General features: G+C 64.7%; 18 protein-coding genes and 6 pseudogenes. 14 read left to right on the plus strand and 10 right to left on the minus strand.

Going from position 1 to position 25,825, the window contains the following annotated elements; translation table 11 throughout:
• Nucleotides 1–51: 51 nt before the first annotated feature.
• Nucleotides 52–672, plus strand: a complete 621-nt coding sequence (locus tag LH62_RS29630; RefSeq protein ID WP_082012928.1) for a LysE family translocator — start codon at nt 52–54, stop codon at nt 670–672.
• 41 nt (nt 673–713) lie between these two features.
• Here LH62_RS29630 and LH62_RS26035 read toward each other — a convergent pair whose 3' ends face one another.
• On the minus strand, nt 714–1,523 hold the full coding sequence (locus tag LH62_RS26035; protein WP_043366713.1) for a type 1 glutamine amidotransferase domain-containing protein: 810 nt from the start codon (nt 1,521–1,523) through the stop codon (nt 714–716).
• A 115-nt stretch (nt 1,524–1,638) separates the two neighbouring features.
• Here LH62_RS26035 and LH62_RS26040 point away from each other — a divergent pair, with 115 nt between their 5' ends.
• The 5 genes and pseudogenes from LH62_RS26040 (at nt 1,639) to LH62_RS29640 (ending at nt 10,278) form a co-directional block, all read left to right on the plus strand.
• The gene (locus LH62_RS26040; RefSeq protein ID WP_043366715.1) at nt 1,639–2,598 is read left to right on the plus strand and encodes a LysR family transcriptional regulator; all 960 of its coding nucleotides are present in this window, start codon (nt 1,639–1,641) and stop codon (nt 2,596–2,598) included.
• Between the two features lie 367 nt (nt 2,599–2,965).
• Nucleotides 2,966–3,901 (plus strand): annotated as a pseudogene (locus LH62_RS26045) (IS3 family transposase); the annotation flags it as partial.
• A gap of 67 nt (nt 3,902–3,968) precedes the next feature.
• A complete protein-coding gene (locus LH62_RS26050; protein WP_043366656.1) occupies nt 3,969–5,003 on the plus strand; it encodes an IS110 family transposase in 1,035 nt (344 codons plus the stop codon).
• Between the two features lie 249 nt (nt 5,004–5,252).
• A pseudogene (locus tag LH62_RS26055) lies at nt 5,253–5,516 on the plus strand (transposase); the annotation flags it as partial.
• A gap of 118 nt (nt 5,517–5,634) precedes the next feature.
• Nucleotides 5,635–10,278: a methyltransferase domain-containing protein gene (locus tag LH62_RS29640; protein WP_160299900.1), complete on the plus strand. Its 4,644-nt coding sequence runs from the start codon at nt 5,635–5,637 to the stop codon at nt 10,276–10,278.
• Nucleotides 10,279–10,456: 178 nt separating this feature from the next.
• Here LH62_RS29640 and LH62_RS32795 read toward each other — a convergent pair whose 3' ends face one another.
• Nucleotides 10,457–11,236 carry an IS6 family transposase gene (locus LH62_RS32795; protein ID WP_369796836.1) on the minus strand — a complete coding sequence of 260 codons (780 nt, stop codon included), beginning with the start codon at nt 11,234–11,236 and terminating at the stop codon, nt 10,457–10,459.
• Between LH62_RS32795 and LH62_RS29650 the strand changes: the two genes are divergently transcribed.
• Both LH62_RS29650 and LH62_RS32210 read left to right on the plus strand, forming a co-directional pair.
• Nucleotides 11,155–12,212 (plus strand): IS630 family transposase gene (locus LH62_RS29650; RefSeq protein WP_369796837.1). Its coding sequence is split into 2 segments (ribosomal slippage): nt 11,155–11,641 and nt 11,641–12,212, totalling 1,059 coding nucleotides; the frame shifts between segments, so codons are not numbered across the junction. The two genes, LH62_RS32795 and LH62_RS29650, sit on opposite strands and share 82 nt — an antisense overlap.
• A 364-nt stretch (nt 12,213–12,576) precedes the next feature.
• Nucleotides 12,577–13,089 carry a transposase gene (locus tag LH62_RS32210; RefSeq protein ID WP_255360035.1) on the plus strand — a complete coding sequence of 171 codons (513 nt, stop codon included), beginning with the start codon at nt 12,577–12,579 and terminating at the stop codon, nt 13,087–13,089.
• Nucleotides 13,090–13,095: 6 nt separating this feature from the next.
• Here the strand turns inward: LH62_RS32210 and tnpC are convergent.
• Together tnpC and tnpB are read right to left on the minus strand one after the other, a co-directional pair.
• A pseudogene (gene tnpC / locus LH62_RS29655) lies at nt 13,096–14,447 on the minus strand (IS66 family transposase); the annotation flags it as partial.
• A 63-nt stretch (nt 14,448–14,510) separates the two neighbouring features.
• A pseudogene (gene tnpB / locus LH62_RS26090) lies at nt 14,511–14,747 on the minus strand (IS66 family insertion sequence element accessory protein TnpB); the annotation flags it as partial.
• 338 nt (nt 14,748–15,085) lie between these two features.
• On the opposite strand from tnpB, the gene LH62_RS26095 reads away from it, so the two are divergent.
• The 4 genes from LH62_RS26095 (at nt 15,086) to LH62_RS28760 (ending at nt 19,838) form a co-directional block, all read left to right on the plus strand.
• On the plus strand, nt 15,086–15,796 hold the full coding sequence (locus tag LH62_RS26095) for an IS6 family transposase (protein ID WP_043366720.1): 711 nt from the start codon (nt 15,086–15,088) through the stop codon (nt 15,794–15,796).
• 1,149 nt (nt 15,797–16,945) lie between these two features.
• A complete protein-coding gene (locus LH62_RS26100) occupies nt 16,946–17,449 on the plus strand; it encodes a hypothetical protein (RefSeq protein ID WP_043366721.1) in 504 nt (167 codons plus the stop codon).
• 148 nt (nt 17,450–17,597) lie between these two features.
• A complete protein-coding gene (locus LH62_RS26105) occupies nt 17,598–17,918 on the plus strand; it encodes a hypothetical protein (RefSeq protein WP_043366722.1) in 321 nt (106 codons plus the stop codon).
• A gap of 588 nt (nt 17,919–18,506) precedes the next feature.
• On the plus strand, nt 18,507–19,838 hold the full coding sequence (locus tag LH62_RS28760) for a glycosyltransferase (RefSeq protein WP_052215086.1): 1,332 nt from the start codon (nt 18,507–18,509) through the stop codon (nt 19,836–19,838).
• 133 nt (nt 19,839–19,971) lie between these two features.
• Here LH62_RS28760 and LH62_RS26115 read toward each other — a convergent pair.
• The 3 genes and pseudogenes from LH62_RS26115 to LH62_RS30655 form a co-directional block, all read right to left on the minus strand.
• Nucleotides 19,972–21,042: pseudogene (locus LH62_RS26115) on the minus strand (IS630 family transposase).
• 130 nt (nt 21,043–21,172) lie between these two features.
• Nucleotides 21,173–21,894: pseudogene (locus LH62_RS26120) on the minus strand (IS6 family transposase).
• An 84-nt stretch (nt 21,895–21,978) separates the two neighbouring features.
• Nucleotides 21,979–22,215 (minus strand): hypothetical protein, encoded by a 237-nt coding sequence (locus tag LH62_RS30655; protein ID WP_144404709.1) that lies wholly within the window; start codon nt 22,213–22,215, stop codon nt 21,979–21,981.
• A 187-nt stretch (nt 22,216–22,402) separates the two neighbouring features.
• Between LH62_RS30655 and LH62_RS26125 the strand changes: the two genes are divergently transcribed.
• Together LH62_RS26125 and LH62_RS26130 are read left to right on the plus strand one after the other, a co-directional pair.
• Nucleotides 22,403–22,744: a hypothetical protein gene (locus LH62_RS26125; protein ID WP_043366723.1), complete on the plus strand. Its 342-nt coding sequence runs from the start codon at nt 22,403–22,405 to the stop codon at nt 22,742–22,744.
• Between the two features lie 56 nt (nt 22,745–22,800).
• On the plus strand, nt 22,801–23,169 hold the full coding sequence (locus LH62_RS26130; RefSeq protein WP_043366724.1) for a hypothetical protein: 369 nt from the start codon (nt 22,801–22,803) through the stop codon (nt 23,167–23,169).
• Between the two features lie 10 nt (nt 23,170–23,179).
• Here the strand turns inward: LH62_RS26130 and LH62_RS29660 are convergent, their stop codons facing one another.
• The 3 genes from LH62_RS29660 to LH62_RS26140 all read right to left on the minus strand — a co-directional run bounded on the left by LH62_RS29660 (nt 23,180) and on the right by LH62_RS26140 (nt 25,583).
• Nucleotides 23,180–23,923, minus strand: coding sequence for an SH3 domain-containing protein (locus tag LH62_RS29660; protein WP_082012931.1), 744 nt, complete (start codon nt 23,921–23,923; stop codon nt 23,180–23,182).
• Between the two features lie 533 nt (nt 23,924–24,456).
• A complete protein-coding gene (locus tag LH62_RS26135; RefSeq protein WP_043366726.1) occupies nt 24,457–24,747 on the minus strand; it encodes a hypothetical protein in 291 nt (96 codons plus the stop codon).
• A 125-nt stretch (nt 24,748–24,872) separates the two neighbouring features.
• A complete protein-coding gene (locus tag LH62_RS26140; RefSeq protein WP_043366728.1) occupies nt 24,873–25,583 on the minus strand; it encodes an IS6 family transposase in 711 nt (236 codons plus the stop codon).
• Between the last annotated feature and the right edge of the window lie 242 nt (nt 25,584–25,825).

The following is a 25,825-nucleotide window of genomic DNA, read 5'->3' on the forward strand; positions in this document are numbered from 1 at the left end:
AAGCCGCGTCGAGGCAATAGCAACTATGCTTAGTCCAAGGTAGCTTTCAGCATGTCGAACCTCGCACTCCTCGCCACCTTCTGGGCAGCTTTCTTCCTCGCCCTCATCAGTCCAGGCCCGAGCTTCGCCCTCGTCGCCGGCACAGCCCTGCGCGAAGGTCGCCGCCGTGCCCTTCGCATAGCGATAGGGCTCGCGGCTGGCGAAGCAGCCTGGGCCTGCGCGGCAGTCTTTGGCGTTTCTGCGCTTGCCGCCCAACATCCCTCCCTCGCCACCGCCTTGAAAATCAGCGGCGGAGCCTTCCTGCTCTTCCTCGGCCTCTCCGCTCTTTGGACAGTTCTCCGCAACCCCGCCCGCGCCGAAGTGGTCCAGGCTGCATCCACAGATGGTACCAGCTTCTGGCGAGGTTTCGGCCTAATGCTACTCAATCCCAAAGCTGGCGTGTTCTGGGTATCCCTCTCAAGTCTTTTCCTCGGTCCTGATATCACGGCCGGTCTCGCGGCCGCGGCGGTGGCAGGCGCTGTCTTGCTTTCCATGCTTTGGCACTGCGCGCTCGCCTGGGTGCTTTCAGCCGGTTACGTCGCGCGTCTCTTCCGCCGCATTCGCCGAGGCATCGACGCCGTATTCGGAGTGGTCATGGCCGCCCTCGGCGTGCGGCTGATCCTCTCAAACTAAAGCAGAAGCCGAACATTCACGCTCGTAGCCTGCGTGCCGCCTCAGGGTGTTGCGGCATCGGCGAGCGGACGGTCGAGCGCCTCGACCATTTGGGCGGCGAGATGATGATCCGAGCTCGGGTTCTGACCGGTGATCAGGTCGCGATCGACAACTACATAGGGCGCGAAGTCGACCGGGTTGTTGGTCACTCTGCCCCCCGCCACCTCCAGCGCCTCAGGCATGTCGAAGTACACCTTACCGTGCAGAAGCGCGCCCTCTGCGGTCCTCTCCTCGCTGGCCGAGAAGACGGTCATCCGATAGTCCGCATAGACCCAGCCCTTGGCATACTCGGCCGCCCTGGCCTTGTCCCCGGCGATCAGCGCCGCACGGAACTCGCGGGCACGCGGCATCGCCGCGGCGACGGCGACCGGGCCATGGCACAGCAGCGCCGTCGGCTTCCCGGTCGCGTGGAAGTGGCGTAGGATCGTGCCCAGCTCGGCGCTTTGCATCAGGTCGACCACAGGCGCATGGCCGCCGGGCACGAACAGGCCAGCATAGCCATCCAGCCCCTCCGCGACCACCGAGCGTAACGTGCGCACCTGGTTCATCGAGGGATCCTCGGCGTAGAACTGCTTGGCTCGCGCATAGGCGGCCTCGTCGCCTCCGAAGTGCTGCGGCGAGTCCGACGCCTCGTCGATCATCGGCTTGGTCCCGTCCGGTGTGGCGAGCACGACCGCGTAGCCGGCCTCGATCAGGGCCATCGCCGGCACGACCGTCTCGTTGAGATATTGCCCGATCGCGACCGAGCCGCCGCCTTGAAGCTCAATCCGGGTGGCGTTGGAGCCGGCCACGAGCACTGTTCCCTTGGTCATTACTGCCTCCGTTGCAATGTCCGCATTCCCAGCGAACAAGCCAACTTTGGCGCCAGCCGAGATATTTCAGAAGTTTATTGTATTGATTTCAGATATGCCGTTGGCATTATAAATCATGCGGTACGACCTCAACCTTCTTCCGATCTTCATCGCTTTGATGGAGGAGCGCAGCGTCACACGCGCCGCGGAGCGCCTCGGCATGACCCAGCCGGCGCTGTCGAACGCGCTCGCACGTCTGCGGGTCATGCTGCGGGACCAGCTCTTCGTCCGCGAGCGCTACGGCATCCAGCCGACCCAAGTCGCCTCAGACCTGGCGCCCGACGTTGCCGAGGCGCTGGCGAGGCTGGACGGCGCAGTGCTCGGCCAGCAGGAGTTCGACCCCGCCAGAACCGAGCGGCTGCTGACCATCGCGCCCAACGGTTATGTCGAGTTCGTGCTCGTACCCGCCATCGTGGCGAGGCTACGCCAGATCGCTCCCGGTATCAGACTGCGCCTCACCCCATTCAGCAACGACCTGGCGGAGACCGGAGTCACTTCCGGGACTACTGCCTTGGTGCTCGGCCGCATCGTCGATCCGCCCGACAACCTCATCGTGCAGCATCTGATGAATGAGGGACTGGCTTGCGTCGTTCGGGCCGATCATCCTGAGATAGACTACAGCATCAGCCGCGATCAGTTCGAGCGGCTCAAGCATGTCAACGTCGTGCCATCCGGCCGCATGCGGGCCGGACTCTTCCAGGTCCTCGCACAGCAGCAGCTCAAGCGAGAGGTCGCCATCTCCGTCACCAACTTCTTCGCCGTCGCGGAGATGGTGGCCGTCACCGACTATTGCGCAACACTGCCCAAGCTGATCTGCCGTCGGCTGGCGCATGACCCCCGGCTGAAGGTCCTGCCATCACCGGTGGACCTCGGGACCTTCCCAGTCGAGATGGCCTGGCATGGCCGGTACCGCCACGATCCAGTCCATCGCTGGCTGATACCATGTCCCGTTGATCCCAACCTATCGGCGGCAGAGGACCGTCCCGACGTAGCCCGCTCCGGCCTCGGCGGAGCCGCTTTACTGCATGGGTTCTGATCAGCGGGATTTGGTATGAGATCCGTCATCGGCGAGGTGGCGGTGGATCTGTCAAACCACCTATCCTGATCGAGTCGGCCCAGCCGCCTCTCGCCGTGGAGCAGCGGACTCTTGGGTAGCGCATGGGCCCAACCGCGAGGTCGCCCCTCAGCGTCCATCCGGGAACAGATCGAGTGATTTGAATCGGTTGTGACTGGCTCCCGGCGGCGATTGCTGGAAGAAGAGTGTGCATGTGGACGTCCGAGAACCGGTCGAAATACGACCACAACAAGCTGCGCTACCCAAGTGATCTGACCGACGATGACCTTTCCCCCTGACTGGGATCCGGCCTGGATGAGAGAGTTGGCCTCCTTGGAAGGAGGCAGGGATGCCGAGGAAGCGTCACGCGGCGGAGCAGATCATTGGTCTGTTGCGGCAGGCTAAGGTGGAATTGGCGCAGGGCCGGACGGTGGGGGATCTGCCGAGGGCTCGAGGTCTCGGAGGCGACGTTCTACCGCTGGCGATCCGAGTATGGTGGCCTGAAGGTGGACCAGGCGCGCCGACTGAGAGACCTTGAGCGGGAGAACGTGCGGCTGAAGCGGGCGGTGGCGGAGTTGACGCTCGACAAGCAGATCCTGAAGGCTGCGGCGCATGCGCCGCAGGCGGAGGGAAACTACTAGGCCCTGAGCGCCGTCGAGCGGGGGTGCGACATGTGCGGACGGTGCTCGGGGTGTCCGAGCGCCGCGCGTGTCGCGCGCTGGGCCAGTCGCGCTCGACGCAGCGCAAGGCGCGGATGGTGCGGTCCGATGAGACCGCGCTGACCGAGGCGACGGTTGCCCTGGCGGCGGAGTATGGCCGCTACGGCTACCGCCGGATCACTGCGTTGCTGCGGGCCGAGGGCTGGCGGGTGAACGCCAAACGCGTGGAGCGGATCTGGCGGCGGGAGAGGCTGAAGGTGCCGCGACGACAGCCGAAGCGTGGTCGTCTGTGGCTGAACGACGGCTTCTGCGTACGGCTGCGGCCATGCTGGCCGGGGCACGTCTGGGCCTACGACTTTGTACAGGACCGGACGCATAACGGGCGGCGGTTCCGCATGCTGACGGTGATTGACGAGTACACGCGCGAATGCCTGGCGATCGTGGTGGCGCGGCGGCTCAGCTCGGATGATGTGTTGCAGGCATTGACAGATCTATTCGTCGAGCGCGGACCGCCCGGATACATTCGCTCTGACAACGGGCCGGAGTTCGTGGCGAAGGAGGTCGGTGGCTGGCTTGGCCGGGTCGGGGTGATGACGCTGTTCATCGAGCCCGGCAGCCCGTGGGAGATGGCGTAATCGGTCTGGAGGCGGGCAACCTCTCCGGACTGCTCCACTCACCCGAAAGGCTTCCAGGATGAACCAGCACTATGTTGGCCTCGACGTCTCTCTGGACCAGACGAGCCTGTGCGTCCTCGACGGCGCTGGCCAGGTTGTCTGCGAGACGAAAGTAGACACCGATCCGGCCGCGATCGCAGCCTGCCTTTGTCGGGCAGGTGTTTCCGTCGCACGGCTCGGCCTGGAGGCGGGCCCGCTCTCGCAGTGGCTCTACGCCGGGCTGATGGCCTCAGGCCTGCCTGCCATCTGCATCGAGACACGCCATACCAAGGCGGTGATTGGGGCGATGCCGGTCAAGACCGACCGCGGCGATGCGCGTGGAATCGCCCAGCTCATGCGCACGGGATGGTTCCGCGCCGTGCACGTCAAGACGCGGCAGGCCCAGGAGTGGCGCCTGCTGCTGACCCAGCGCCGCCTGCTTGTGAGCAAGCTGATCGACGTCGAGGCCGAGATCCGCGGCACACTGCGCGGCTTTGGGATCCGGATCGGGCGTGTCGGTCGCGCCGGGTTCGCGGGCCGCATCCGCGAGCTGCTCGCTGACCAGCCCAAGCTGCTGCAGGTCATCGAGCCCGTGCTGGTGGTCCAAGCCGCACTCCTGGCGCAGCGAGACGTTCTGCATCGCCTGGTGCTGCAGGCTGTCCGAGAGGAGGAGGTCTGTCGCAGGCTGATGACAGTGCCGGGGGTGGGACCGATCACGGCACTGGCCTTCCGGGCCACGGTCGACAGGGCCGACCGGTTCACCCGCTCCAAGGACGTGGGGGCCCACTTCGGCCTGACACCACGCCGGTACCAGTCAGGCGAGACAGACCGCTCGGGTGCGATTGCCAAGACCGGGGACGTCCTCACCAGGCACGCCCTATACGAGGCTGCCACCAGCATGCTGGTGCACGCGAGCAAGCCCTCGGCTCTGCGCAGTTGGGCCCTGGCGATCGCGCAGCGTCGTGGTCTGCAGAAGGCCCGTGTGGCGCTCGCGCGTCGCCTGGCTGTGGTCCTGCACCGCATGTGGTCCGACGGGACCACGTTCCAGCCGCTCGGGAGGGCCGCCGCCGCGTAATCGGACCAGCCGCTCCAACGAGATCCGCGCGCGTCGCGGAGTGGTGTCCCCGTGGGGACGAGGGTGAAGCGAGGACGAAGCCGTTCCTGCTCCGGGCATCCCTGGGTGCCGAGGGCGCGTAAGGGAGATTGGTCCCGCCCCCCCCCTTTAGAACCCCATCCTGGGGCGGCCGGTGCGCCGACCCCGAAGAGAAGCGTGAAACCCACGCGCGACAGCACCACTGCTTGACGCACGTGCCCACGATTAGAGAAGAACGGCTATGTGGAGTCGTTCAACGCGCGTCTGCGCGACGAATTGCTGGATGGCGAGATCTTCTACAGCCTGCGGGAGGCCGAGGTGGTGATTGAGAGCTGGCGCGAGCACTACAACACCGTCCGCCCACACGCATCGCTCGGCTTCAGGCCGCCCGCACCGGAGGTGGTGCTGCCTACCTTCGCTGCCTGGCCCGCCGCGCTACGCCGGCTGGCGCCGCCATCCACACAGGTCGTGGCGCCCAGGCCAACGCTGAACTAACATTCACAGCGGACCACCCGATGGGGGCCGATCACCTACCGACAGGGTAGTCCGCAGCTTGCCTCCCGAACTGTCCAAAATTGCATCAGCCTCGATGTTATCTAGTAAAGGCGTAAAAATGGGTGAGTTGTTTGAGCAGGTCGTGCCCGAGATCTCTCTGGAGTGGACTGGTGAACGGCTGACCGGAGGGGCGGGTGCGCAAGTTGAGATCGAGCACCTTCATCGTTACCTGCTCGCGCGCCAGCTCGCCCGTGGCTTGGATGTCCTCGACGTCGCCTCCGGCGAAGGCTACGGCAGCGCGTTCATTGCCCAGACCGCGCGGTCGGTTGTCGGCGTAGAACTCGATCCTGCCTCTGTTGCCCATGCCGCGCGGTCGTACCGTGCTCCAAACCTCCGCTTCGTCGAAGGAGATGCCCGCGTCCTACCGGTACAAGATGCGAGCGTAGACCTCGTCGTCTCGTTCGAAACGATTGAGCATTTTTACGAGCACGAGCGTTTCCTGTCCGAGATCCGCCGCGTTCTTCGACCGGGGGGACAGCTGCTTATCAGCTCGCCCGAGCGAGACGTATACTCTCCCGCTGGCACACCGCCGAATCCCTTCCACATCCATGAGCTGACACGGCAGGAATTCGCCACGCTTCTCGGTCGGCACTTTCGCCACATCCAAATTCAAGGACAGAGAACTGTAGTCGGCTCGGCCCTTATCTCCGAGGGTCAGGGAACGAACGGTCATCTCACCTTTGAGCGGCGCGGGACACGTTTCGAAGCGAACGACGGACTACCGCGTCCTGTATACCTTGTCGCGCTTGCGTCAGACGTCTCCGAGCACGACCTCCCGAATAGCCTGTTTGTCGAAACCAGCGCGATCGAGGTCTTGCTGACCGAAATACCGGCGCTACGCGAATTGAGTAAGCAGCGATCAACGGCCCTTGATGAAGCCGCCGCATACGTGCGGAAACTGGAAGCGGAAATCACCGAGCGCGACCGTGCTGCGGCGGAGACGGCGCTCGCGGCTCAGCGAACTCAGCGCGAGCTGAACGAGCAGTTGTCGGCGGCCCTCGATAAAGCCGACGCATACGCGCAGAAATTGGAGGCGGAAATCGCCGGGCGCGCGGCAGCGGCAGCGGCAGCAGCGACAACAGCGGCGACGACGGCGGCGGCGCTGGCGGCAGAACGAACTGCAGCGCGGAAGTCTCGTGAGACTGCTGAAACGGGACGACTTCGAGCGGAGCAGGGGCTCGTAGCGGCGCTTTCCGAAACCCAAAGGCTGAAAGAACTCATCGATGTACTTGCTGCCGAAAGCGAGGCGCGAAGAGTGGCTTTGGTAGCCGGAGCGCGCTGGGCTCGCGAGATGGAAGTTATAGCCTCACGCGTCCCGGAGCTGGAGGCGCAGCTCCAGACCATGGCTTCTCGTGTTCCAGGGCTCGAGGCGCAGCTCCAGACAGTTCTTTTCTCAGGAACCTGGCGCGCCACGCAACCGATCCGCAAGGCGCTCGAGCACAGCCCCGGAGTGCGCCGCGTCGCACGCCGCGCGGTAAAGGCCGTTTGGTGGACAGTCACGCTGCAGCTTCCAAGCCGTTTGGCCTCGCGGCGTGCAGCGGCCGCCTCGCTTGCCACACTTCACTCTCCTGTTCCTCCTGCGGACGAAGCCAGACCGCTCCAATTAGAAACTCATGGCACAGCAGTTTCGGACCACCAGCCGACCGACGCGGTGTCGCCAGAGCCGCTGGAATCCTCTCAGCCCGTGCCCACTCCCAACGCTGCGCCTGAGGCCAAGGCGGTGCTGGGCGGCTTCGCGGCCGAGGAGCTGCGCGAGTTCCTCGCCAGCGGCGAAAAGCTTCGCTTCGAGCACTTCAACGAACCTGAGGTGTCGGTCCTCATTGCCGTTTGGAACAAGGCGTACTTTACCCTCCGCTGCCTTCGAGCGCTGCTCGCCGCGCAAGAGCGACTTGAAGTGATCGTCGTCGATAACGACTCGACGGACGAGACAGCCGCCCTACTTGCTCAGGTAGAGGGCATCCAGGTCATCAGAAACAAGGTGAACGAAGGATTTCTGCTGGCGACGAATCGTGCCGCTGCCGCTGCGCGAGGGCGCGACCTCCTGCTCCTCAACAGCGACGCTTTCGTCAGGCCTGACGCGATCAGCGCCGCTGTTGCAACCCTACGCTCCGCCCCCGACATTGGTGCCGTAGGCGGCCGCCTCGTGCTTCCGGACGGGAAGCTTCAGGAGGCTGGCTCCATCATTTGGTCGGATGGCAGCACGCAAGGATATGCCCGCGACGCGGTGCCCGAAGCAGGCGAGGCGATGTTCCAACGTGACGTGGATTACTGCTCCGGCGCCTTCCTGCTCACGCCGCGCGCTACCTGGGAGCGGCTTGGTGGCTTCGACCAGATCTACGCGCCCGCTTACTACGAGGAGGTAGACTACTGCCTACGGCTACGCGAGATAGGCCTTCGCACCGTCTTCGAGCCGGACGCGGTCGTAGACCACTTCGAGTTCGGCAGCGAAGGTAAGCGAGGTGACGCCGTCGCACTCTCGATGCGGAACCGCAGGACGTTCCGCCATCGGCACGCGACTCGCCTCCTGACTCATCATTTCCCGCCCGCGCCGGGCAACGTCCTCATCGGGCGTCATGCTACCCCGGCACGCGCCCGCCGCCGTCTCCTTGTGATGGATGATTTCGTCCCGCTGAACTCGCTTGGCTCAGGCTTCCCGCGCCTCCGGGAGATTCTTGCCGCCATCGCTGCAGCGGGTTGGTCGGTGACTTTCTATCCAACGAACCAGGCAGAGGTGGACTGGGCCGCAACACGCCGCGAGATCCCGCGGGAGATTGAGATCGTCGTCAATGGCGGCAGCCCGGGATTGGCTTCCTTCCTCGCAGCGCGCGCGGGCTATTTCGACGCGGTTCTCGTCAGCCGCCCTCACAATATGGCCACCTTGAAGCAGACCGGTGGGGCGGACATCCTTGCGCAAAGCGGCACACGCGTGATCTATGACGCGGAAGCATTGTTCTCGTTGCGGGAGATTGAGCAGGCTAGGGTCCTGGGCACGCCCCTGTCACGGGAGGAAGCCGACGGGCTGATCCGCTCCGAACTAGCACTCTGCGCAGGGTCGGACGCCGTGGTGTGCGTTTCCGAGGAGGAGGCGAAGGTCTTCCGTGAACACTTGCCGGAAACCGCGCCAGTGCCGATTTGCGTCCTCAGCCATCCGACAACGGCCCGGGTCGGGGCGCCGGGCTTCGACGCACGTCATGGTTTTCTTTTCGTAGGACGCCTGCTGGAGAAAACAGCCCCGAACTGGGACGGCCTCTTGTGGTTCATTCGGGAGTGTTGGCCGGCGGTCCGCGAAGCGTTGCCTGGGGTCACCCTTACCGTCGCAGGTCGCGTTCATCAGGAACACGAGGAACTTCTCCAGCCAGGGGTTCGCCTTCTCGGCTCTGTCGATGACCTTGGGCCTTTGTATGATGCTGCCCGCATTTTCGTCGCACCAATCCGCTTTGCTGCGGGCGTCCCGATAAAGATCTTGGAAGCCACAGCGGCCGGCTTGCCCTGCGCAGGCACGCGTTTGATGGCGCGCCAGATGAGCTTCGACGCGGGCGTTGAAATGGTGGCTGAGGACGATCCTGAAGCACTCGCCCGCGAAGTCGTTGCCCTGTACGGAGATGCATCGGCATGGACGAGCATGCGAGACGCGGCGGGGGGGCGTATAAGTCGTGAACACGGCGCCGACCACTTTCGGCAGGCGCTCCGGCGTGTACTCGACGAGCCGGTGCGCGCTCCTGCAGAGGCTGCCTTTACACAGCTCAGTGGGACATCTGCCGATCAAGCCCTCGAACCCCAAAACGATGCCCAGCGCATTGAGCGGGTCGCCGAGGTCTGGGGCGGTGCCCTCCCCCCAACCGAGGCGGAGCAATGGTCGCGCTTCCCACTTTCCCACCCGGTGGTGAAGGCAGCAATGAACAGAAGGGCAACAGGAAATCCGGAACACGACGGCTACTGGCTCCTGCGCAGCAACATCCTTGCGGCGGACGGAGCATTGCCTGTTCCGCGGGCCGTATCGCTCTGCTGCGGCGCAGGGGCCGTGGAGCGGGATCTGGTTCGGAGAGGGTTGATTTCCCGTTGCACCGGTTATGACCTCGCGCCGGATGCGATTAACACCGCCCGCATGGTGGCGGCTAGCGAGGGCCTTGAAGGTCTTGACTATGCTGTCCGCGATCTGGAGCGCGTTGGTCTAGACGAGAAGGGCCTCGACCTTGTCGTCGCGCATCAAGGCGTGCACCACCTCTCCCGGTTGGAGACAGTCTTTGACTCCGTGCATGCAGCCCTCCGTCCCGGCGGCCTCTTCCATGTTGACGAGTTCGTCGGACCAAACCGGTTTCAATGGACCGACCGACAATTGGAAGAAATGACAGCATGGGTGCGCTCCCTCCCAGAGCGCTACCGGGTAATGACTGGAGGCTCGATCAAGGACAGCGTGGGCCGCGCAACGGTCGCTGAAATGATCGCCTACGATCCGTCGGAGGCCGTGCGGTCCTCCGACATCGAGCGCCTCATTTCCGAAAGGTTTGAGATTCTTGAGCGTCGCCCTCTCGGCGGTACCCTCGCTATGATGGCCCTTGCCGACATCGGCCACAACTTCGACCCGAACTCGGTGGAAGCGGTTTCCTATCTCGATAAGCTTCTTTGCCGCGAAGAAGAATTGATGGCCGCAGGTGAAATAGGAAGCGATTTCGTGGTGCTGATTGCGCGGCGGCAAGCGTGACTGGGCATTGTTACGTTGATTGGCGGGCGGTCGAGCGGGTGCAAGCGATTGGGGCGTGGAACTATCTTGTTGCACGAGTCGCCCGTTTTGCTGCGGTGGAGTAGGCTGGCGTAGGGGTGAGCCCTTAAGCATCGAGGGACGCCCGCGCGGGCGTGTTGCAGGGATCAACACGGTTCTGTCAGCACTCGCGCCAAGCCTGGCGGCGTGAGATGCACGGCGCGTTCGCTCTATGCCGCCTCGAGAACAGCGAGCGCAATGGTGGCGCGACGGAGGTGGAGCAGGCGCGGGGACGGGCTGGTTGTGGCGGGTGCGGAGGCGGGAGGAAGTTGCGGAGCTCATCGTGGCTGCGACAGAACCTCTCCGCCGAGGCGAAGCTCTTGAAGCCCCGCATACATCGGATGCGCCCTTTAACGCCCCGATGATCTTGTTCCGGCCTGTTATTCTTATATGCACTGGTCCGGTGCACGACGCGCTGCCCGAGCGTGCTGCGGATCGCCCGCGGGTAAGAGCCGTGCCCGTCGGTGGTGACCTGGTCGGGCGTCACGCCGGTGGCGGCCGTGGCCGAGCGGAAGAAGGCCTGGGCCGCGGCTATGTCGCGGTGCTCGCTCAGCATGGTGTCGACGAGGTTGCCGTCACAGTCGACAGCCCGGTAGAGATAGCACCAGCGACCCCGCACCTTCAGGTAGGTTTCGTCGACATGCCAGCGGCGGCCGCGAGTGCCGCGCCTGCCGTGACGGCGCCCGCACAGTTCATCGGCCAGGGCGGGCGCGAGCTTCGCCTCCCAGTCCCTTATACCAAGTCTTGGAGAGCGTGACTCGCTGGGGATTCCCAGGACGACGGCGCTCTGATTCAACGTGGCGAACAGGGAGCTTCGCCATGCCCATCCCACTCCGAGCTGACTTTGACGCGGCTGGGCTCCGTAGTGCGGCTCGACGGACCAAGGATGCGGCCCAGGCACGTCGCCTGTTGGCCTTGGCAGCCATTTACGATGGCGCATCGCGCACGGAGGCCGCCCGGATCGGCGGGGTGACGGTGCAGATTGTCCGGGACTGGGTTGTTCGGTTCAATGCCGAGGGTCCGGCTGGGCTGATTGACCGTAAGGCGCCGGGCCAGGCATCGCGGTTGAGCAGCACGCATCGTGCGGCTCTGGCGGCGGTGCTCGAGAGCGGCCCGATACCGGCCATCCATGGCGTGGTGCGGTGGCGGCTGGTCGATCTCTGCCAGTGGCTGTGGGAGGAGCACCGGGTCACGGCCGCCAAGCAGACCATGAGCCGCGAGGTGCGGGCCCTTGGCTACCGCAAGCTCTCGGCACGTCCTCGCCATCATGCGCAGGCGGAAGACGCCATCGAGAATTTTAAAAAACCTTCCCCGCCCGCCTGGAGGAAGTTGCGCGTGAGAAGTGCGTCGCCGCCAGCGCCATAGAGATCTGGTTCGCCGACGAGGCCAGAGTGGGGCAGAAGAACAAGATCACCCGGCGCTGGGCCCGGCGCGGCACCAGGCCCGTGGCGCCAAATGACCAGCGCACGGCGTCGACCTACATCTTCGGCGCCATCTGCCCCAAGGAGGGCAAGGCGGCAGGCCTCGTCCTGCCCCACTGCAACACCGCAGCCATGAGCCTGCATCTCGCCGAGATCGCTGCCGCTGTGGCGCCGAACGCGCATGCCGTGTTGCTGCTCGACCAAGCCGGATGGCACCTATCGGACAGGCTCGAGGTACCGCCGAACATCACCCTCATCCCGCTGCCGCCCAAGTGTCCAGAATTGAACCCGGTCGAGAACACCTGGCAATTCCTGCGGGACAACTGGCTTTCGAACCGCGTATTCCGCTGCTACGACGACATCGTCGACCATTGCTGTCGCGCCTGGAACCGCCTCGTCGAGCAGCCCTGGACTATCATGTCCATCGGACTGCGCGATTGGGCGTATCGGTTTTGATCAGTGAGATTTGGTATTACCGCCTCATGGCTGAACACGATACCGCGCTGGAGGAACATCTCGGCCAGGTCGCGCAAGGTGAGCCGGTAGCGCAGGCGCCACAGCACCACGAGCGCGATGACGTCGGAAGGATACTGGGCATGGTTCAGCAGGGATCCGGAGCGCTCGTTGAACCCCTTGCCGCACTCGCGGCAGCGGAACCGGCGATAGCCCCGGGCCGTGCGCTCCGGCCGCTCCGTCACCGCGGCGGAGCCGCAACCCACACAGTCCATCCCCAAGTCCCACCCCGCTGGGTCCGGAGCCTATCAGCCCTACCCCGGGCCGCCCAAACGCGCCGCTTGGGCGAGGCCTGACAAAACCGCCGATCGCCGAAGAGGGCCTGCGGCAGATCCAGGCGCTCTACGCCATCGAGGCCGAGCTCCATGGCCTGCCGCCGGAGCGCCGCCATGCAGAGCGCCAGGCCCGCAGCAAGCCGCTGCTCGTGGCGCTGCGGGACTGGATGGAGGCGCAGCGGCGCCGGCCCTCCGGCAAGTCCGACTTGGGCAAGGCGCTGCAATATGCCCTCGGCCGGTGGGACGCACTGATGCGCTACCTGGACGACGGCCAGCTATCGATCGACAACAACCTGGCGGAGCGCCTGCTGCGCGGCATTACCGTGACCAGGAAGAACTTTCTGTTCCTCGGCGGTGACACAGGCGGCGAACGTGCCGCCGTCATCTACACCATCGCCGAGACCGCCAAGCTCAACGGCCACAATCCCGAGGCCTACATCGCCACCGTGCTCGACCGGCTGGCGAAGGGTCACCTCGCCAGCAGGATCAATGACCTGCTGCCGTGGAACCTCAGCCCAGAAGCTCAAGCCGTGGCCGTAGGCTGACGCTTACCGCAGCTCGCGCTCCGCCGCGTTATTTGTGAGGCAGATCCTCCCGTTGTGCAGAAAGCGGCTGAAGGCGTCCCAGCGGGTCAGCATGTAGTCCATGGCCTTGCCGACTTCGGCGTGGTGGGACATGCGGGCGCGCTGCTCACGCATCCAGGTCTCGAGCTCGGCGACGAGCGGGGCGATCTGCTGCCCCCGCACGGCCAGGCGCTGCTCGGCAGGCAGGCCATTGATGGCGCGCGCGGCGGCAAAGATCGCATCGATCCGGCGCACTGCCTCGGCGGCGAGCGGGGCGCGGGCGACCTCGGCGAGCTTGAACAGCTTGCGTCGGCCATGCGTCCAGCATGTGGCCTCGGTGATCGAGCCGGGCTTGCGGTTGGCGGCATAGAGCTCGTTGAACCCGGCATAGGCGTCGGCCTGCAGGATGCCGACATAGCCGGCCAGGTGGCGCCGCGGATGCTCGCCGGTGCGGTCGCGGGAGTAGCGGAACATCGCCGCCGGTGGCGCGGGTCCGGCAAAGGGCCGGTCGTCGCGGACATAGGTCCAGACCCGGCCGGTGATCGTCGGACCCTTGGCCAGCACCGGCACCGTGGTGTCGTCGCCATGCAGCCGCCCGGCGGTCAGCACATGGTGTCGATCAGCGCCGTCAGCGGCGCCAGGGTAGCGGTGCAGGCGCCGACCCAGTCGGCGATGGTCGACACACCGAGCTCTATCCCCTCGCGGGCGTAGGTCTCGCTGAGGCGGTTCAAGGGCAAGTGCTGCCCGAACTTGGCCTCCAGGATCATAGCCAGCAGCTGAGGACCAGCCCTGCCGCGGGCAATCGGGTGAAACGGCGCCGGCGGCTGGGTAATGGTCTCGCACGAGCGACAAGCAAAGCGCTCGCGCACGGTCTGGATGACCTGCCATTGGCGGGGCACGACCTCCAAGGTCTCGGTGACGTCCTCGCCCAGCTTGGAGAGCTTGCCGCCGCAGCAGGGGCAGGCCGACGGCGCTGGCAGCACCACGCGCTCGCGCGGCAGGTGCTCCGGCAGGGGCGCCCGGACAGGTTGGCGACGCGGCGTGGCACTGCCGGACGCCTTATCCTTGCCCGCAGCGGTCTCGGCCCTGGTGGCATCCTCGCAGGCGGCGGCAACCAACTCGCCAAGCTCCAGCTCGAGCTGGTCGATCAGCTTGCGGCTGCGCTCGGAGGAGGCGCCGAACCTGTCATGCTTGAGCTTGGCGATGAGCAGCTTGAGGTGCGCCACCATCGCCTTGGCGCCGGTGGCCCGCGCCTCCGCCTCCTGCCGCGCCAGCTCCGCGGCGGCAAGAGCGGCGCGGAGGGCGACAATGTCGTTGGCAGTGCTGCTCGGCTCGGACATCGCGGTGGAGATCGAATCACACTCCACCCATGGCAGGAAGCCGAAAACTACCGCGGCGGAAGCCTAGCCGGCGACCTCGGGTCGCCATGTCCGTTGCGGGTTCCGCCAGTCGATTCCGTCCAACATATAGGCCAGCTGCGCGCCCGAGATCGCCACACTGCCATCCGCCGGCGACGGCCATATGAAGCAGCCCCGTTCCAACTTCTTGGCGTACAGCGACATGCCAAGCCCTTCGTGCCAGACAATCTTGACCAGGTCGCCGCGGCGGCCCCGGAACACGTAGAGATCACCAGCATAGGGATCGTGCCGGAGCGCCTACTGCACCTGCAGCGCCAGGCCATTCATGCCGCGCCGCATGTCGGTGTGGCCAACCGCCAACCACACCCGGACGCCGGTCGGAACCGGGATCATCCGCGCAGTGCCGACAGCAGGCGACACAAAGCGGGGGCGCCGATCGTCTCGGGAAACCGCTGTGCCGTCCCGTCGGGCAGCACGATCTCGATCTGCAATGCCTCGCGGACAGAGCCAGCCTCGCACAGTGCCGGTGAACGAGCTGAGGCCTCTGACGATGACCCTGACAGGCATTGTCAAGTCGTTGGGCTCTGGGCGGAATGAACTGACTGGGCCAAGCTGGCCGGATGTCGACCGAGCCCACCACCTACCCCGGCTACCGCTTTCCGGCCGAGGTCATCCACCATGCCATCTGGCTCTATCACCTGTTCAGCCTGAGCCTGCGCGACATCGAGCTGATCCTGGCTGAGCGCGGCTTGGTGGTCAGCTACGAGAGTATCCGCCGTTGGTGCCTCAGCTTCGGTACCGAGTTCGCGGCCAAACTGCGCAAGCGCCGGCCGAGGCCGGGTGACACCTGGCACATGGATGAGGTTTATCTGAAGATCAACGGCGAGCTCTTCTACCTCTGGCGCGCGGTCGACCAGCACGGTGTGGTGCTCGACATCCTCGTGCAGGAAAGGCGCAATGCCACAGCCGCCAAACGCTTCTTCAAACGCCTGCTGGCCGGCCTGAAGTACAAGCCCAGCAAGATCGTCACGGATGGGCTCCGCAGCTATGGCGTCGCCCAGCTCGAGGTCCTGCCCGGTGTGAAGCATCGGACCAGCCGCTACCTGAACAATCGTGCCGAGAATTCCCACCGCCCAACACGACGTCGAGAACGCCAGATGCAGCGCTTCAAGTCACCAGAACAAGCTCAGCGGTTCCTCTCGGCGCACGCGATGATCTATGGTCACTTCCATCCGCGGCGGCACCTGATGGCCGCCGAACAGTACCACCGTTCGCGCGACAAGGCATTCCAGATCTGGCGGCAGGAGACGTGTGCCCAGACGGCAGCGTGAGATCACGCAAGCTCCGTTTTGCGGTCAAACGCGCCCGGTCGTCAAACAATGTGACAATGCCTCTCTAGCCCTTCAAAGCTCATCGTCGCCTCCGTGCATGCGTGCAGCATCACCAACAGCCTCTCAAAGGAGGCCCGAGGACACAAGCTATTCGGTGGCTTCCTGCAGCTGAGCCCGGGACAGTCCGCGCTGATGTCACAGGATCAAGACGGCCAAGCTTTCTTACTGGTGCTTTTCTAACGAAGAGTTATCAGTTCCCTGGCCACATCGGACGGGAGGAAGTCCGCGAACCATTTGGCGCAGTGCGGCTCATGGTCGCCGAAGCCAGGAGATCGTCCTCCGTTCCTCAGCGATTCAATTGACAATCGGCTGCTGCGCTTGTCGGCGGCGGACGTCGTCGCGCCGCTCGGCTCGTTGAAGCCTTGGCAACGCACAAGGCAAGACTGCTTTCGGCAGCGGCCGGGCCGTCTCCTCGTGGAATCAAGTAGGTCCAGGCACTCGCCGAGGGTTCGCTGGTCGACGCAGTGCTCCCGCGGCCATCTCGACTGGGTGCTCCGCCGCAACACCCACCGATTCCGGCACCCAGGCGTACCGGCGCGCGGCGACCTCGACGAGCCCGCCGTGGGTCCAGGCCGGGAGCCGGGCTGGGACGCCCCAGCGGATGCGGCCGCGCCCTAGGCGATCCCGTCTTTCGGACCAATGCGCCCTACTCCCCTGGCGCCACCTCCCAGCGCTGGCGAGCGTGACACGGCGGGACCGTTCGGAGCCACGCCGTAACTGATCTTGGGTCGGCGACAGGCACTCAAGACGCGGGCCCATGGCATGCTTCCTCCGGCCGGGCGACCGCTCCTGTCGCAAATGAGAAAACCGACGCAAGTATCGGAATCGTAAGTAAATATCACAAAGCGCTAGGTCGCTTTTTCTTGCTTGCCTGAGGGTTGCTCACTAAACCGTGATCTACCATCAGTGAGGGCCACTTAGCGATGACCGCCATCTCCTAAGCTTACCAGCAGCGCCGCCCTCGCGCCTTTCGTCATATGGCCGCCAGCGCCCGCCTGTCGGACCGGCCGTCAAACATGGCTCGTCGCGTCCCTTAACGGGCCCCCATCCCGTCCCGGCCGTAGGCCAAGGACGAACGGAGACACCTGCATGCACGCCCGCAAAGCCGGGGCCGTGGCGCTCGTCGCCGCGCTCGTCCTCCTGCCATGCCCGGTCCTCGGTCAGTCGGCGGTCCAGCACTCGCTGATCCAGTCAGCGACCTTCTCCGCCGCGGCGCCAACCGTCCAGGCCATCGGTCTGCGCTTCGGCTACGGCGCCATCGATTTCGGCCACAAGCTCCGGGTGTCGGGCGACGAGTACGGCACCAGGGCCGACGTGAAGGCGTTCGGGGCGACGCTGGACTGGTATCCCGCCCGCTCCGCCCCGGCGCGGACCGGTTCGCGCCTCTCGGCCGGAACCCGCGTCGGCGGTGCGCTCGCCCCGCATGTCGGCCTCGGCTACGGCGGCGAGGTCCTCGGCGGGATGCTGCCGATCTCCTTTGACCTCGGCGCCGTCCTAAGGGGCAGGGAGGGCGGGCCCGCCATGGGGCTGGGACACTCGGGTGAACTGCGCGTCTACCCCGTCGTCCAGATCACGGTGGGCCTGCGCTTCTGAGCAAGTCGGCCAGTCCATTCGGGTGTCAAGGAATCGAGGGCCTCGCAGGGGGCGCTCCCCTACGAAGTCTGGCCTCGCCTCCTCCGGCCTCCGCTTGATCTGGCGGGCCCGAGGGTGCCTCATGCCGGACGCAGAGCATGGGGGAAGCGTGGCCGCTAAGACGCTCGACGTGCAGGCCAAGTTGGAGTTTGCCCGCGCTGGCGTAGCGGTGCTGCGCGCGCTGCGGATCACCGACCGGACTATGCAATACGGCGAGTTCGCCCGGGCCGTCGGACTCATCGCGTACGGGGAAGCCTGGCAGCCCTGGCACCGGCAGCAGGTCTCCGAGCTGCTCCGCATCATCGCCGCCGTGGAACGGCAGGCCAGGACGGCCACCGGAAGCGCCCCCCTGGAGTTCGAGCGCATCGTCAACTCCAAGGGGGAACCGGGCGCGGGCGTCGGGGGGACATCAAGGATCGTCACGGACTGAGGCGGCGGCGCTTGGCGGTAGCGGCTGGATCCATGCCGCGAAGCGGCGAGGGCAACCGGCCCGCCGCCCGCGCTTTGGACTTCCGCCATTCCGGCGACGAACTGGGACACCCCATGGCCACGCGGCGCGACCAACCGCCTCTCCCGGAGGTCGTGGTCCTCATCAACCCCTTCAGGGTGCCAGCGGACGAGCGGGAGCACTTCCTCGCCAACTGCGTGGCGACGATGGAGAGGCTGGAGCGGCAGGACGGTTTCCTCGGTGGCGGTCTGCACGAGTTGCTCCAGCCGGTGGGGCCGACGCCTTCGACTTCGTCAACGTCAGTTACTGGGCAAGCGCCGATACCTTCCGCGCAGGTATCGGCGCGACTAACCCCACCGGCATCTTCGGCGACCAGGTGGCGCGGCTAGAGACGCATACCGGCCGGTTGCGCGTCGGCAGTTCTCGAGCGCGGCGGCGTGCCCATGGGTGCACGGCGCAACCTCCTGGACGACATCCTTGAACCTGCCCGGTAAACCGTATTTGCCGAGGGGCTCCCCCTGAACATGATTTCCGTGAGTACCCCTTACAAAAAAGGGTAATACACGTCCCATGCGTATTGCTTATCTCGTCGACAGGTTTCCTTCGTTGTCGGAAACCTTCATCGCCCATGAAGTCATCGACATGATCGATGCGGGCGCGGACATCCGCGTGCTCTCCCTCGGAAGGCCGAAGGACAGCTTCGCTTTGCCAGAGCACGTGAAGGCGCTGGATATCGTGACCTACTTCCCATTTCCCCCGTCCAGTCGTCGCAAGAAACTTCGCGGCATGGCGATGGCAGGGTTGCGCATGATCCGTAGGGGGCAACTCAGGAGCCTGCGCCGATGCCTGTTCGACAGGGATAATGGTGGCTTTTCTCGTCACGAAATGCTGCTGCTCGCAGATGCGGTCAACGACCCTAGGTGGTGGCCCCAAATCATTCACTGCCACTTCGGAACCGTTGGCCGTCTGGCGGCGATGATGAAGCACAAGGGCCTAACGCGGGCAAAGATCACCACGACTCTGCATGGTTATGGCATCTCGAAGTACATGCGCCAGAACCCCGATGGCATCTACGACCTGCTAATCCGCGAGGCGGAGCACATCTTCACGGTCTGCGAGGTGTTCCTGAGCCGAATCCGGGCCCTCGGTGCCCCGAAGGAGAAGACGTCAGTCCTCCATATGGGGGTTGATTACGACGGCCTCATCGCCGGCGCCGCGCCGAGGCGGCGGCATGACTCTCTTCATTGGATCTCAGTCGGACGGATGACGGAGAAGAAGGGGCATGAATACGCGATTCGAGGCTTTGCCCAAGCACTGCGGGCCAACCCCAAGCTTCGGATGACCTTCAGCATTGTTGGAGATGGCCCGCTTTTGCCAAAGATGAAGGCCTTGGTTGAGCAGCTTGGCATGGAGCAGCACATCACGCTGCTGGGCGCGGTGCAACACGATGAAGTCCAGGCACTGCTGGCCCAGGCGGATGGGTTCATCCTGCACAGCGTCACGGCCGACGACGGCGACATGGAGGGCATTCCGGTCGCGCTGATGGAGGCTATGGCGCGGGGGCTTCCGGTGGTCACCACTCGCCACAGCGGCATCCCCGAGTTGGTGGAGCATGAGGTCACCGGCTTCCTAGTCGAGGAGCGGAACGAGGCTGCCTTGGCGAAGATCTTGGGCGATATCGGAACGCAGCGCCTGGATCTGTCGAAACTCGTCGAGGCTGCGTGGATGGCGGTCAAGCGCGACTTCAACCGCACGATACAGACGCAGCGACTCTATAGGTTTTTCGAGACAATTCTTGGGGCTCGTTTAGAAATCAACCAAACGCTTCGACCGAAAAATAGACTAGCTCCATCGAAAAGCGCAGCAGCACCGCTCCCTCAAGCAACGCCAAGGCAGCATTGAACTTTCCAAACCAGCCGTCCGAATAGCTCCAGAACGCGAGAAGGAGCCATGCAAACACGGCCTGATAGACGGAGGGCATTTGACCAAAGGGCGGGATGACGAATAGCCCGACGCCAGCCACTAGTGCAGTGACTCATTCGGATGATGCAGGCAGCCGGTCGAGCTTGGCGAGGATGGTACCGGCGGGCTTGGTCCAAACGAATGGGCTCGACGTGGCGTTGTGCTCGCGGATGTAGTGGGCGATGGCCTGCTCGAGATCGGCGACGGATTGGAACACTCCTCGTCGCAAGCGCCTTCGGCTCAGCGCTGAGAAGAAGCCCTAGACGGCATTGATCCAGGAGGCCGAGGTTGGCGTGAAATGGAACACCCAGCGCGGGTGCCGCTCCAGCCAGGCGCGCACCTTGGGATGCTTGTGGGTGGCGTAGTTGTCGGCGATGGCGTGGATCAGCTTGCCCGCGGGCACGGCGCGCTCCACGGCGTTAAGGAAGCGGACGAACTCCTGGTGCCGGTGCTGCGGCATGCAGCGGCCCAGCACGGTGCCATCCTGGACATTGAGCGCGGCGAACAGGGTGGTGACGCCGTTGCGCTTGTAGTCGTGGGTCATGGTGCCGCACTTGCCTGGCTTGAGCGGCAGGCCAGGCTGGGTGCGATCGAGCGCCTGGATCTGCGACTTCTCGTCGATGGACAGCACCACGGTGTGCATCGGCGGATCCATGTACAGGCCGACGATGTCCTCGACCTTCTCGGCGAAGGCCGGATCGTTGGAGCGCTTGAAGCTGCGCAGGCGGTGCGGCTGCAGCCGGTGGGTATCCCAGATGCGCTGCACTGAGCGCAGGCTGATGCCGCTGGCCTGCGCCATCGCCCGGCCGGTCCAGTGCGTGGCCTGACCCTGCGGCTCGGAGCAGGTGAGCGCCAGCACCTTCGCCACGGTTGCGGTCGGCACCGGCGCCCTGCCAGGTGGGCGGGTCTTGTCGCGCAGCAGGCCGTCCACACCGGCCAACGCGTAGCGCGCCTGCCAGCGCCATACCGCCGGTCGGCTTGCCGCAGCCTGACGGGCAATCTCAGCAACGGAGAGCCGGTCGGCGGACAGCAGGATGATCCGAGCACGTTGGACGTGCTTCTGCGGGCGGTTCCGGTCAGAGGTGATCGCCGCCAGTCGCGCACGATCACCAGCGTCGACAATGACGCATACTTCCTGGGCCATCTGCCCAGCTTGGCATGCCTCAGTAGGCGCGTGAATCGTCCGTCTGTGTCACTGCACTAGGCTGGTACCGTCAACTCGTCGCCTTCAGGCCGAGCGAGCTGGCAAGCTGAGGACGATGCGGGCAGGGACTTTAGGCTGCTACAGCAACCCTGCTGATCTCTGTCCACATCTCGAACGCCCGCACCCTTGCGGCTCGGTGTTCACTGGCGGAGACGTGGTCGCGGCGAAGATGGAAGAGGTTGGCGATCTGATCGTGGGCGGAGAGAAAGCGTTGTGCCTGCCGCGCTGACTTGAAGTGCTTCATCTGCCGCTCTCGTCGTCGCGTCGGCTGGTGTGAATTCTCGGCCCGGTTGTTCAGGCCTTTATGCTGGCGGTGCTCGACACCGGGCATCACCTCCCGCTTAGCCGCCCCATAACTCGGGAGCTTGTCGGTGATCATGACGCGGGGCGCCCGGCATTGCCGCTTCAACAACTTCCGCAGCAGGCGCTTCGCCGCCCTCTTGTCGCGCCGGCTCTGGACCAGCACGTCGAGCACCATCCCGGCCTGATCTACGGCACGCCACAGCCAGTGCTTTACCCCGGCGATCTTGATAGCCACCTCGTCGAGATGCCACTTGTCACCAGCACAGGGGAGTCTCCGCCGGATCTGGTTGGCGAACTCCTGGCTGAACTTGAGCGCCCACTGCCGCACCGTCTCGTGGCTGACCACGATGCCGCGTGCCGCCAGCATCTCCTCCACCATGCGCAGGCTGAGGGGGGGGGGAAGCGAAAATACAACCAAACCGCGTGGCTGATAACCTCAGCGGGAAACCGGAACCCGGCATAGAGGGGGCTGGCGGCTGACAATTTCATTCCGAGTATCTACCGGACCAAGGGCAAGCGGGTAACCCCTGCCAAGTTGACGGTGCCCGCTGATCGACTAGCGGTTCCACAAGCCTACAACGATACGCATTCTGGCGGCTGCGGTCCGCCCAGCGCATCAGCGATGGCGCAGTATCGCAATGGGCGCCGTGCCGTAACCGCATCGGCCAGCATAGTCGCGGCAGCACCGGCCAGGGCGCTGTCGAGACCCGCGATGCAGGGCAGCGCATCACGGCCAAAGGCGGCGCAGTATTGGTCTGTGGCCACCTCCAGCGTGCGATCCTGCATGGGCATGGTGGGGCAGCGCGGCATGGCATCCTCCTGTCTCGAGGCTTCCAGGTGACCGTGTAGCCGTCGCGCCGTTCATCCATTCCATGGATGCATGGCATCCAGGCTTCGTATTGGTGCTGAGCCGATGCGGGGATCATCTTCCGCCTCAAGCAAGGCCGGCTGGGCGTCACGCCCTGAACTGCTGGCCTCCGAGACGGAGAACCAAGCCATGTTCCGCACCACTGTATTTGCTTCGCTGATCGCCCTCGGTGCCGTGGGCGCTGCCCAGGCTCAGGATAGCGGCCCCCGCCTGGTGGGTGGCGGCGCCGATGGTGGCCCCCGCGTTGAGTACGTGACCCCGAGCCAGAATGTGGTCGGTGGCGGCTATGCCCGCATCACCGGCGAGAGCACCAACCGCAGCATCGCCTATTCGAGCCAGGCCACAGCGCAGCAGCAGAGCGGCAGTGTGGCCCAGCTGGTCGGTGGTGGCCGTGAGCAGACGCTGGTGTATGTCCCGGCGCAGGCTGCCAGCCCGACCCTCGCTAGCCAGTTTACCCGCCACGGCGGTTAGCCACACCACAAGCCAAGCTGGTGAGATTGCATGGGGCGCCTTTGGCGCCCTTTTGCATGTCCGGCAGCTTCATCATGTCCCATCTAGCATCGGCTGCGGCGGAGACCGACATCCACGGCATGAGCTTATCCCCTGACCAGATGCCGTCCCCAAAGCCGAAGATCTCGCCCGAAGAGCGCCGGCGCCGAACCGCCGACAGGCTGACCATGATCCGGCTGAAAATGGCTATCGGCCGTGAGCTGGAAGAGCGCGGCATCACCAGGCCCGCCGAGATCGGCGCCGCGCTCGGGATGCCGCCGGCCGAGGCGACCAAGCTGCTGACCCGGCATCAATGGCGCGAAGGCGCTGTCGAACAGCTGGAGGCCGCGGCGGCGCGGCTAGGGGTGCGAGTACCGGAACCAGCAAGTAGCGAGTGGCCAAGCTGACCAGCGCCGCCTAACGGCTCAGCATCGACCCGTGCACCCAGCCGAAGGGTTGGTCCTCACCCACCTGTAGCCAGCCCCCAGGTGCCTCGCCGAAGACCCGCAGCGTCGAGGCGCGCGGAACAATACGTACCACCGCCCCACCACCACCCGGTTGGTTGCGGATATTCACCGGATGGGTCGCAGTAGTAGTCACCATTGGCCCTGCAGCTACAGGGGGTGATGCAGGCCATGGTGACACTGGCACCGGTGAGCCGGCTATGACTGGAGCCGGCGTGTTAATCGGTGACGCTGCACGCTGTTGGGCAAGTGCCGCGTCAAGTGGCAACGGCGGCAAGGCGCGCGCCTGCAGGCGCTCTGTCGGCGGGCCGCCACCCTCAAAGCAGCGGTCAAGCATCTCGACAAAGACGCGACCTGCTTCTGAATTGGACATGCCGATCACCAGGTCCGTTCGCTCAGTCCTTCCCTCCTTTAGGGCGACGACTGCGACAAATGGGATAAAGGGATCGTTGGCCTCGCCGGTCGGATTGACCTGACCGCAAACAGCGATGGTGTTCGACACCTGCTGTTGCCAAACTTGCACCGCGCGCATTTGCATTTCACCCATCATGCGCAACCTGGCCCGTACCTGCGCTTCTGCAGCTTGGCGTGCGGCTGCAAGGACGGGTTCAGGACCAGACGTGTTCTTCGGCGGGTCATCGCAGGCCGTGAGCCCCGCCGCGATCAGTGCGAGGAAAGGCGCAATCAGCTTGCCCATTTGGAGTCCCTATCAGCGGACCAGCCTTCTAAGTCAGACGCGGCCTGGGACCAAAGCAAGCTCTCCTCAATGCGCCTGATCTGAAGCTCGGCCTTGCGGGGGTTAAGGGCCGCATCGGTCTGATCAACCTGATGGGCTGCGTTGTTGCCACTCCCTCGAGCGCTAGGGCCGGCTGCCTCAGACGATGGGCATGGTTATCAGAGAGTAGGCTGGAACCGTTTGAGGCTCCCACCGGTGGCGGGTTTGAGAGCCTTCTTGGGCGCTCCCCAGGTATGGCGTTGGGCGTGAGGTGCTACCCCAGCAACGGCATGTGGCTAACCTGCGGTAAGATACTCCACTGGTAGCTGCAACCAATAATATTGCATGAAACGCAATCTCATATTTATAGTTGTGTGGGGTGATTCTTATACAACCTCACTCCCTAAGGATCCCGCCTTGGCCCGCCCTCACCCGTGTCAGAGGGCGGGCTTCTTTTTAAGCCCACACCGGCCCGCTGGGGTTAGGGCGGGCCGGGGAAGAGGGTCATGCTGCAGCTATGCCATCCGGCTCCCGGTCGAGGCTGCCGCCATCATCTTCGCCAGCCGTGCCGTCGCAGCCTTCGTCTCCTCTTTCACTCTCGCCCCCGCCAACCGCGCCGTTGCGGCCTCGGCGATAGCGCCAAACTGCCCGGTGATCTCGGCCAACGACATGCGGGGATAGGCCTCCTGACAGATGCGCACGTAAGCCCGCATCACGCGCTCCAAGGTGGCTGCCTGCTGCTTCCTGGATAGGCCGGTCAGGGTATTGGTCAGCAAGGTAACGGGATCGACGGGATCAGTGAGCATCGGAGCCACGCCACTGCCGTAACGGTGCCGCCTTCTTGGTCCGCGTGCCGCACAAGACGCGGAGGCATTGCCAAGTTGTTGGGTTGATGGACACGTTTGACCGCGCAGCATGACACCCGTCGTGCTTACGCGGTCATCTGGAAGCACGTCTCCTGCTGCCAGATCCGGAAGGCCTTGGCGCGGACATCACGGTACTCAGCAGCGGTCATCAGATGCCGCCGCGGACGGAAGTGGCCATAGATTATCGCGTGGGATGACAGGAAGCGCTGGGCCTGCTCCGGCGGCTTGAACCGCTGCATCTGGCGCTCTCGACGTCGCGTCGGCCTATGAGAGTTCTCGGCACGGTTGTTCAGGTAGCGACTGGTTTGGTGCTTCACCTCGGGCAGGATATCGCGTTGTGCAACGCCGTAGCTGCGCAGGCCGTCGGTGACGATGCGCCGAGGCTTGTATTTGAGCCCAGCCAACAACCGCTTGAAGAACCGCTTTGCGGCACTGGCATTTCGCCGGTCCTGAACCAGGATGTCGAGCACGACGCCATGCTGATCCACCGCACGCCAAAGGTAGTGCAGTTCGCCATTGATCTTCAGGAACACCTCATCGAGATGCCATGTATCGCCCGGCTTGGGCCGACGGCGGCGGAGCTTGCGGGCGAAATCAGCGCCAAACTTGAGGCACCACTGCCGTATGCTCTCGTGGGTGACCGTGATGCCCCGCTCGGCCAAGAGCAGTTCAACGTCTCGGAAACTCAGGCCGAAGACGTGGTACAGCCAGATCGCGCGGCTGATGATCTCAATCGGGAAGCGGTATCCGGGATAGGTGGCGAACTCGGACGTCATACCGCCAGCATGCCCCAGCCACTTCATTCCGGCCACAGACCACGAAGTTGGCAATGCCCACACAGTTCATCCCCGGCCCCCGTTCCCTCGTCCCGGAAGCCTATCAGCCCTGCTCAAGCCGGCCAAACGGCTCTACTGACGCGAAATCTGACAAAACCGCCTCAGCCCACCCAAAGCCACCCAAGCCGGCGACCGGTGCAACAAGGTCTCCCAGCTACATAACGCTAGAGACGATAGGCGTC

This window comes from Belnapia sp. F-4-1 (assembly GCF_000802185.1).
Lineage (GTDB): Bacteria > Pseudomonadota > Alphaproteobacteria > Acetobacterales > Acetobacteraceae > Belnapia.

Bases quoted from the DNA above. Each gene is read 5' to 3' on its own strand.
- LH62_RS26040 (WP_043366715.1), top strand. From the start codon at position 1,639: ATGCGGTACGACCTCAACCTTCTTCCGATCTTCATCGCTTTGATGGAG.
- LH62_RS26130 (WP_043366724.1), top strand. From the start codon at position 22,801: ATGTCCGGCAGCTTCATCATGTCCCATCTAGCATCGGCTGCGGCGGAG.
- LH62_RS29640 (WP_160299900.1), top strand. From the start codon at position 5,635: ATGGGTGAGTTGTTTGAGCAGGTCGTGCCCGAGATCTCTCTGGAGTGG.
- LH62_RS26100 (WP_043366721.1), top strand. From the start codon at position 16,946: ATGCACGCCCGCAAAGCCGGGGCCGTGGCGCTCGTCGCCGCGCTCGTC.
- LH62_RS26140 (WP_043366728.1), bottom strand. From the start codon at position 25,583: ATGACGTCCGAGTTCGCCACCTATCCCGGATACCGCTTCCCGATTGAG.
- LH62_RS29630 (WP_082012928.1), top strand. From the start codon at position 52: ATGTCGAACCTCGCACTCCTCGCCACCTTCTGGGCAGCTTTCTTCCTC.
- LH62_RS30655 (WP_144404709.1), bottom strand. From the start codon at position 22,215: ATGCCGCGCTGCCCCACCATGCCCATGCAGGATCGCACGCTGGAGGTG.
- LH62_RS26035 (WP_043366713.1), bottom strand. From the start codon at position 1,523: ATGACCAAGGGAACAGTGCTCGTGGCCGGCTCCAACGCCACCCGGATT.
- LH62_RS26125 (WP_043366723.1), top strand. From the start codon at position 22,403: ATGTTCCGCACCACTGTATTTGCTTCGCTGATCGCCCTCGGTGCCGTG.
- LH62_RS26095 (WP_043366720.1), top strand. From the start codon at position 15,086: ATGTCGACCGAGCCCACCACCTACCCCGGCTACCGCTTTCCGGCCGAG.
- LH62_RS28760 (WP_052215086.1), top strand. From the start codon at position 18,507: ATGCGTATTGCTTATCTCGTCGACAGGTTTCCTTCGTTGTCGGAAACC.
- LH62_RS29660 (WP_082012931.1), bottom strand. From the start codon at position 23,923: ATGGGCAAGCTGATTGCGCCTTTCCTCGCACTGATCGCGGCGGGGCTC.
- LH62_RS26135 (WP_043366726.1), bottom strand. From the start codon at position 24,747: ATGCTCACTGATCCCGTCGATCCCGTTACCTTGCTGACCAATACCCTG.
- LH62_RS26050 (WP_043366656.1), top strand. From the start codon at position 3,969: ATGAACCAGCACTATGTTGGCCTCGACGTCTCTCTGGACCAGACGAGC.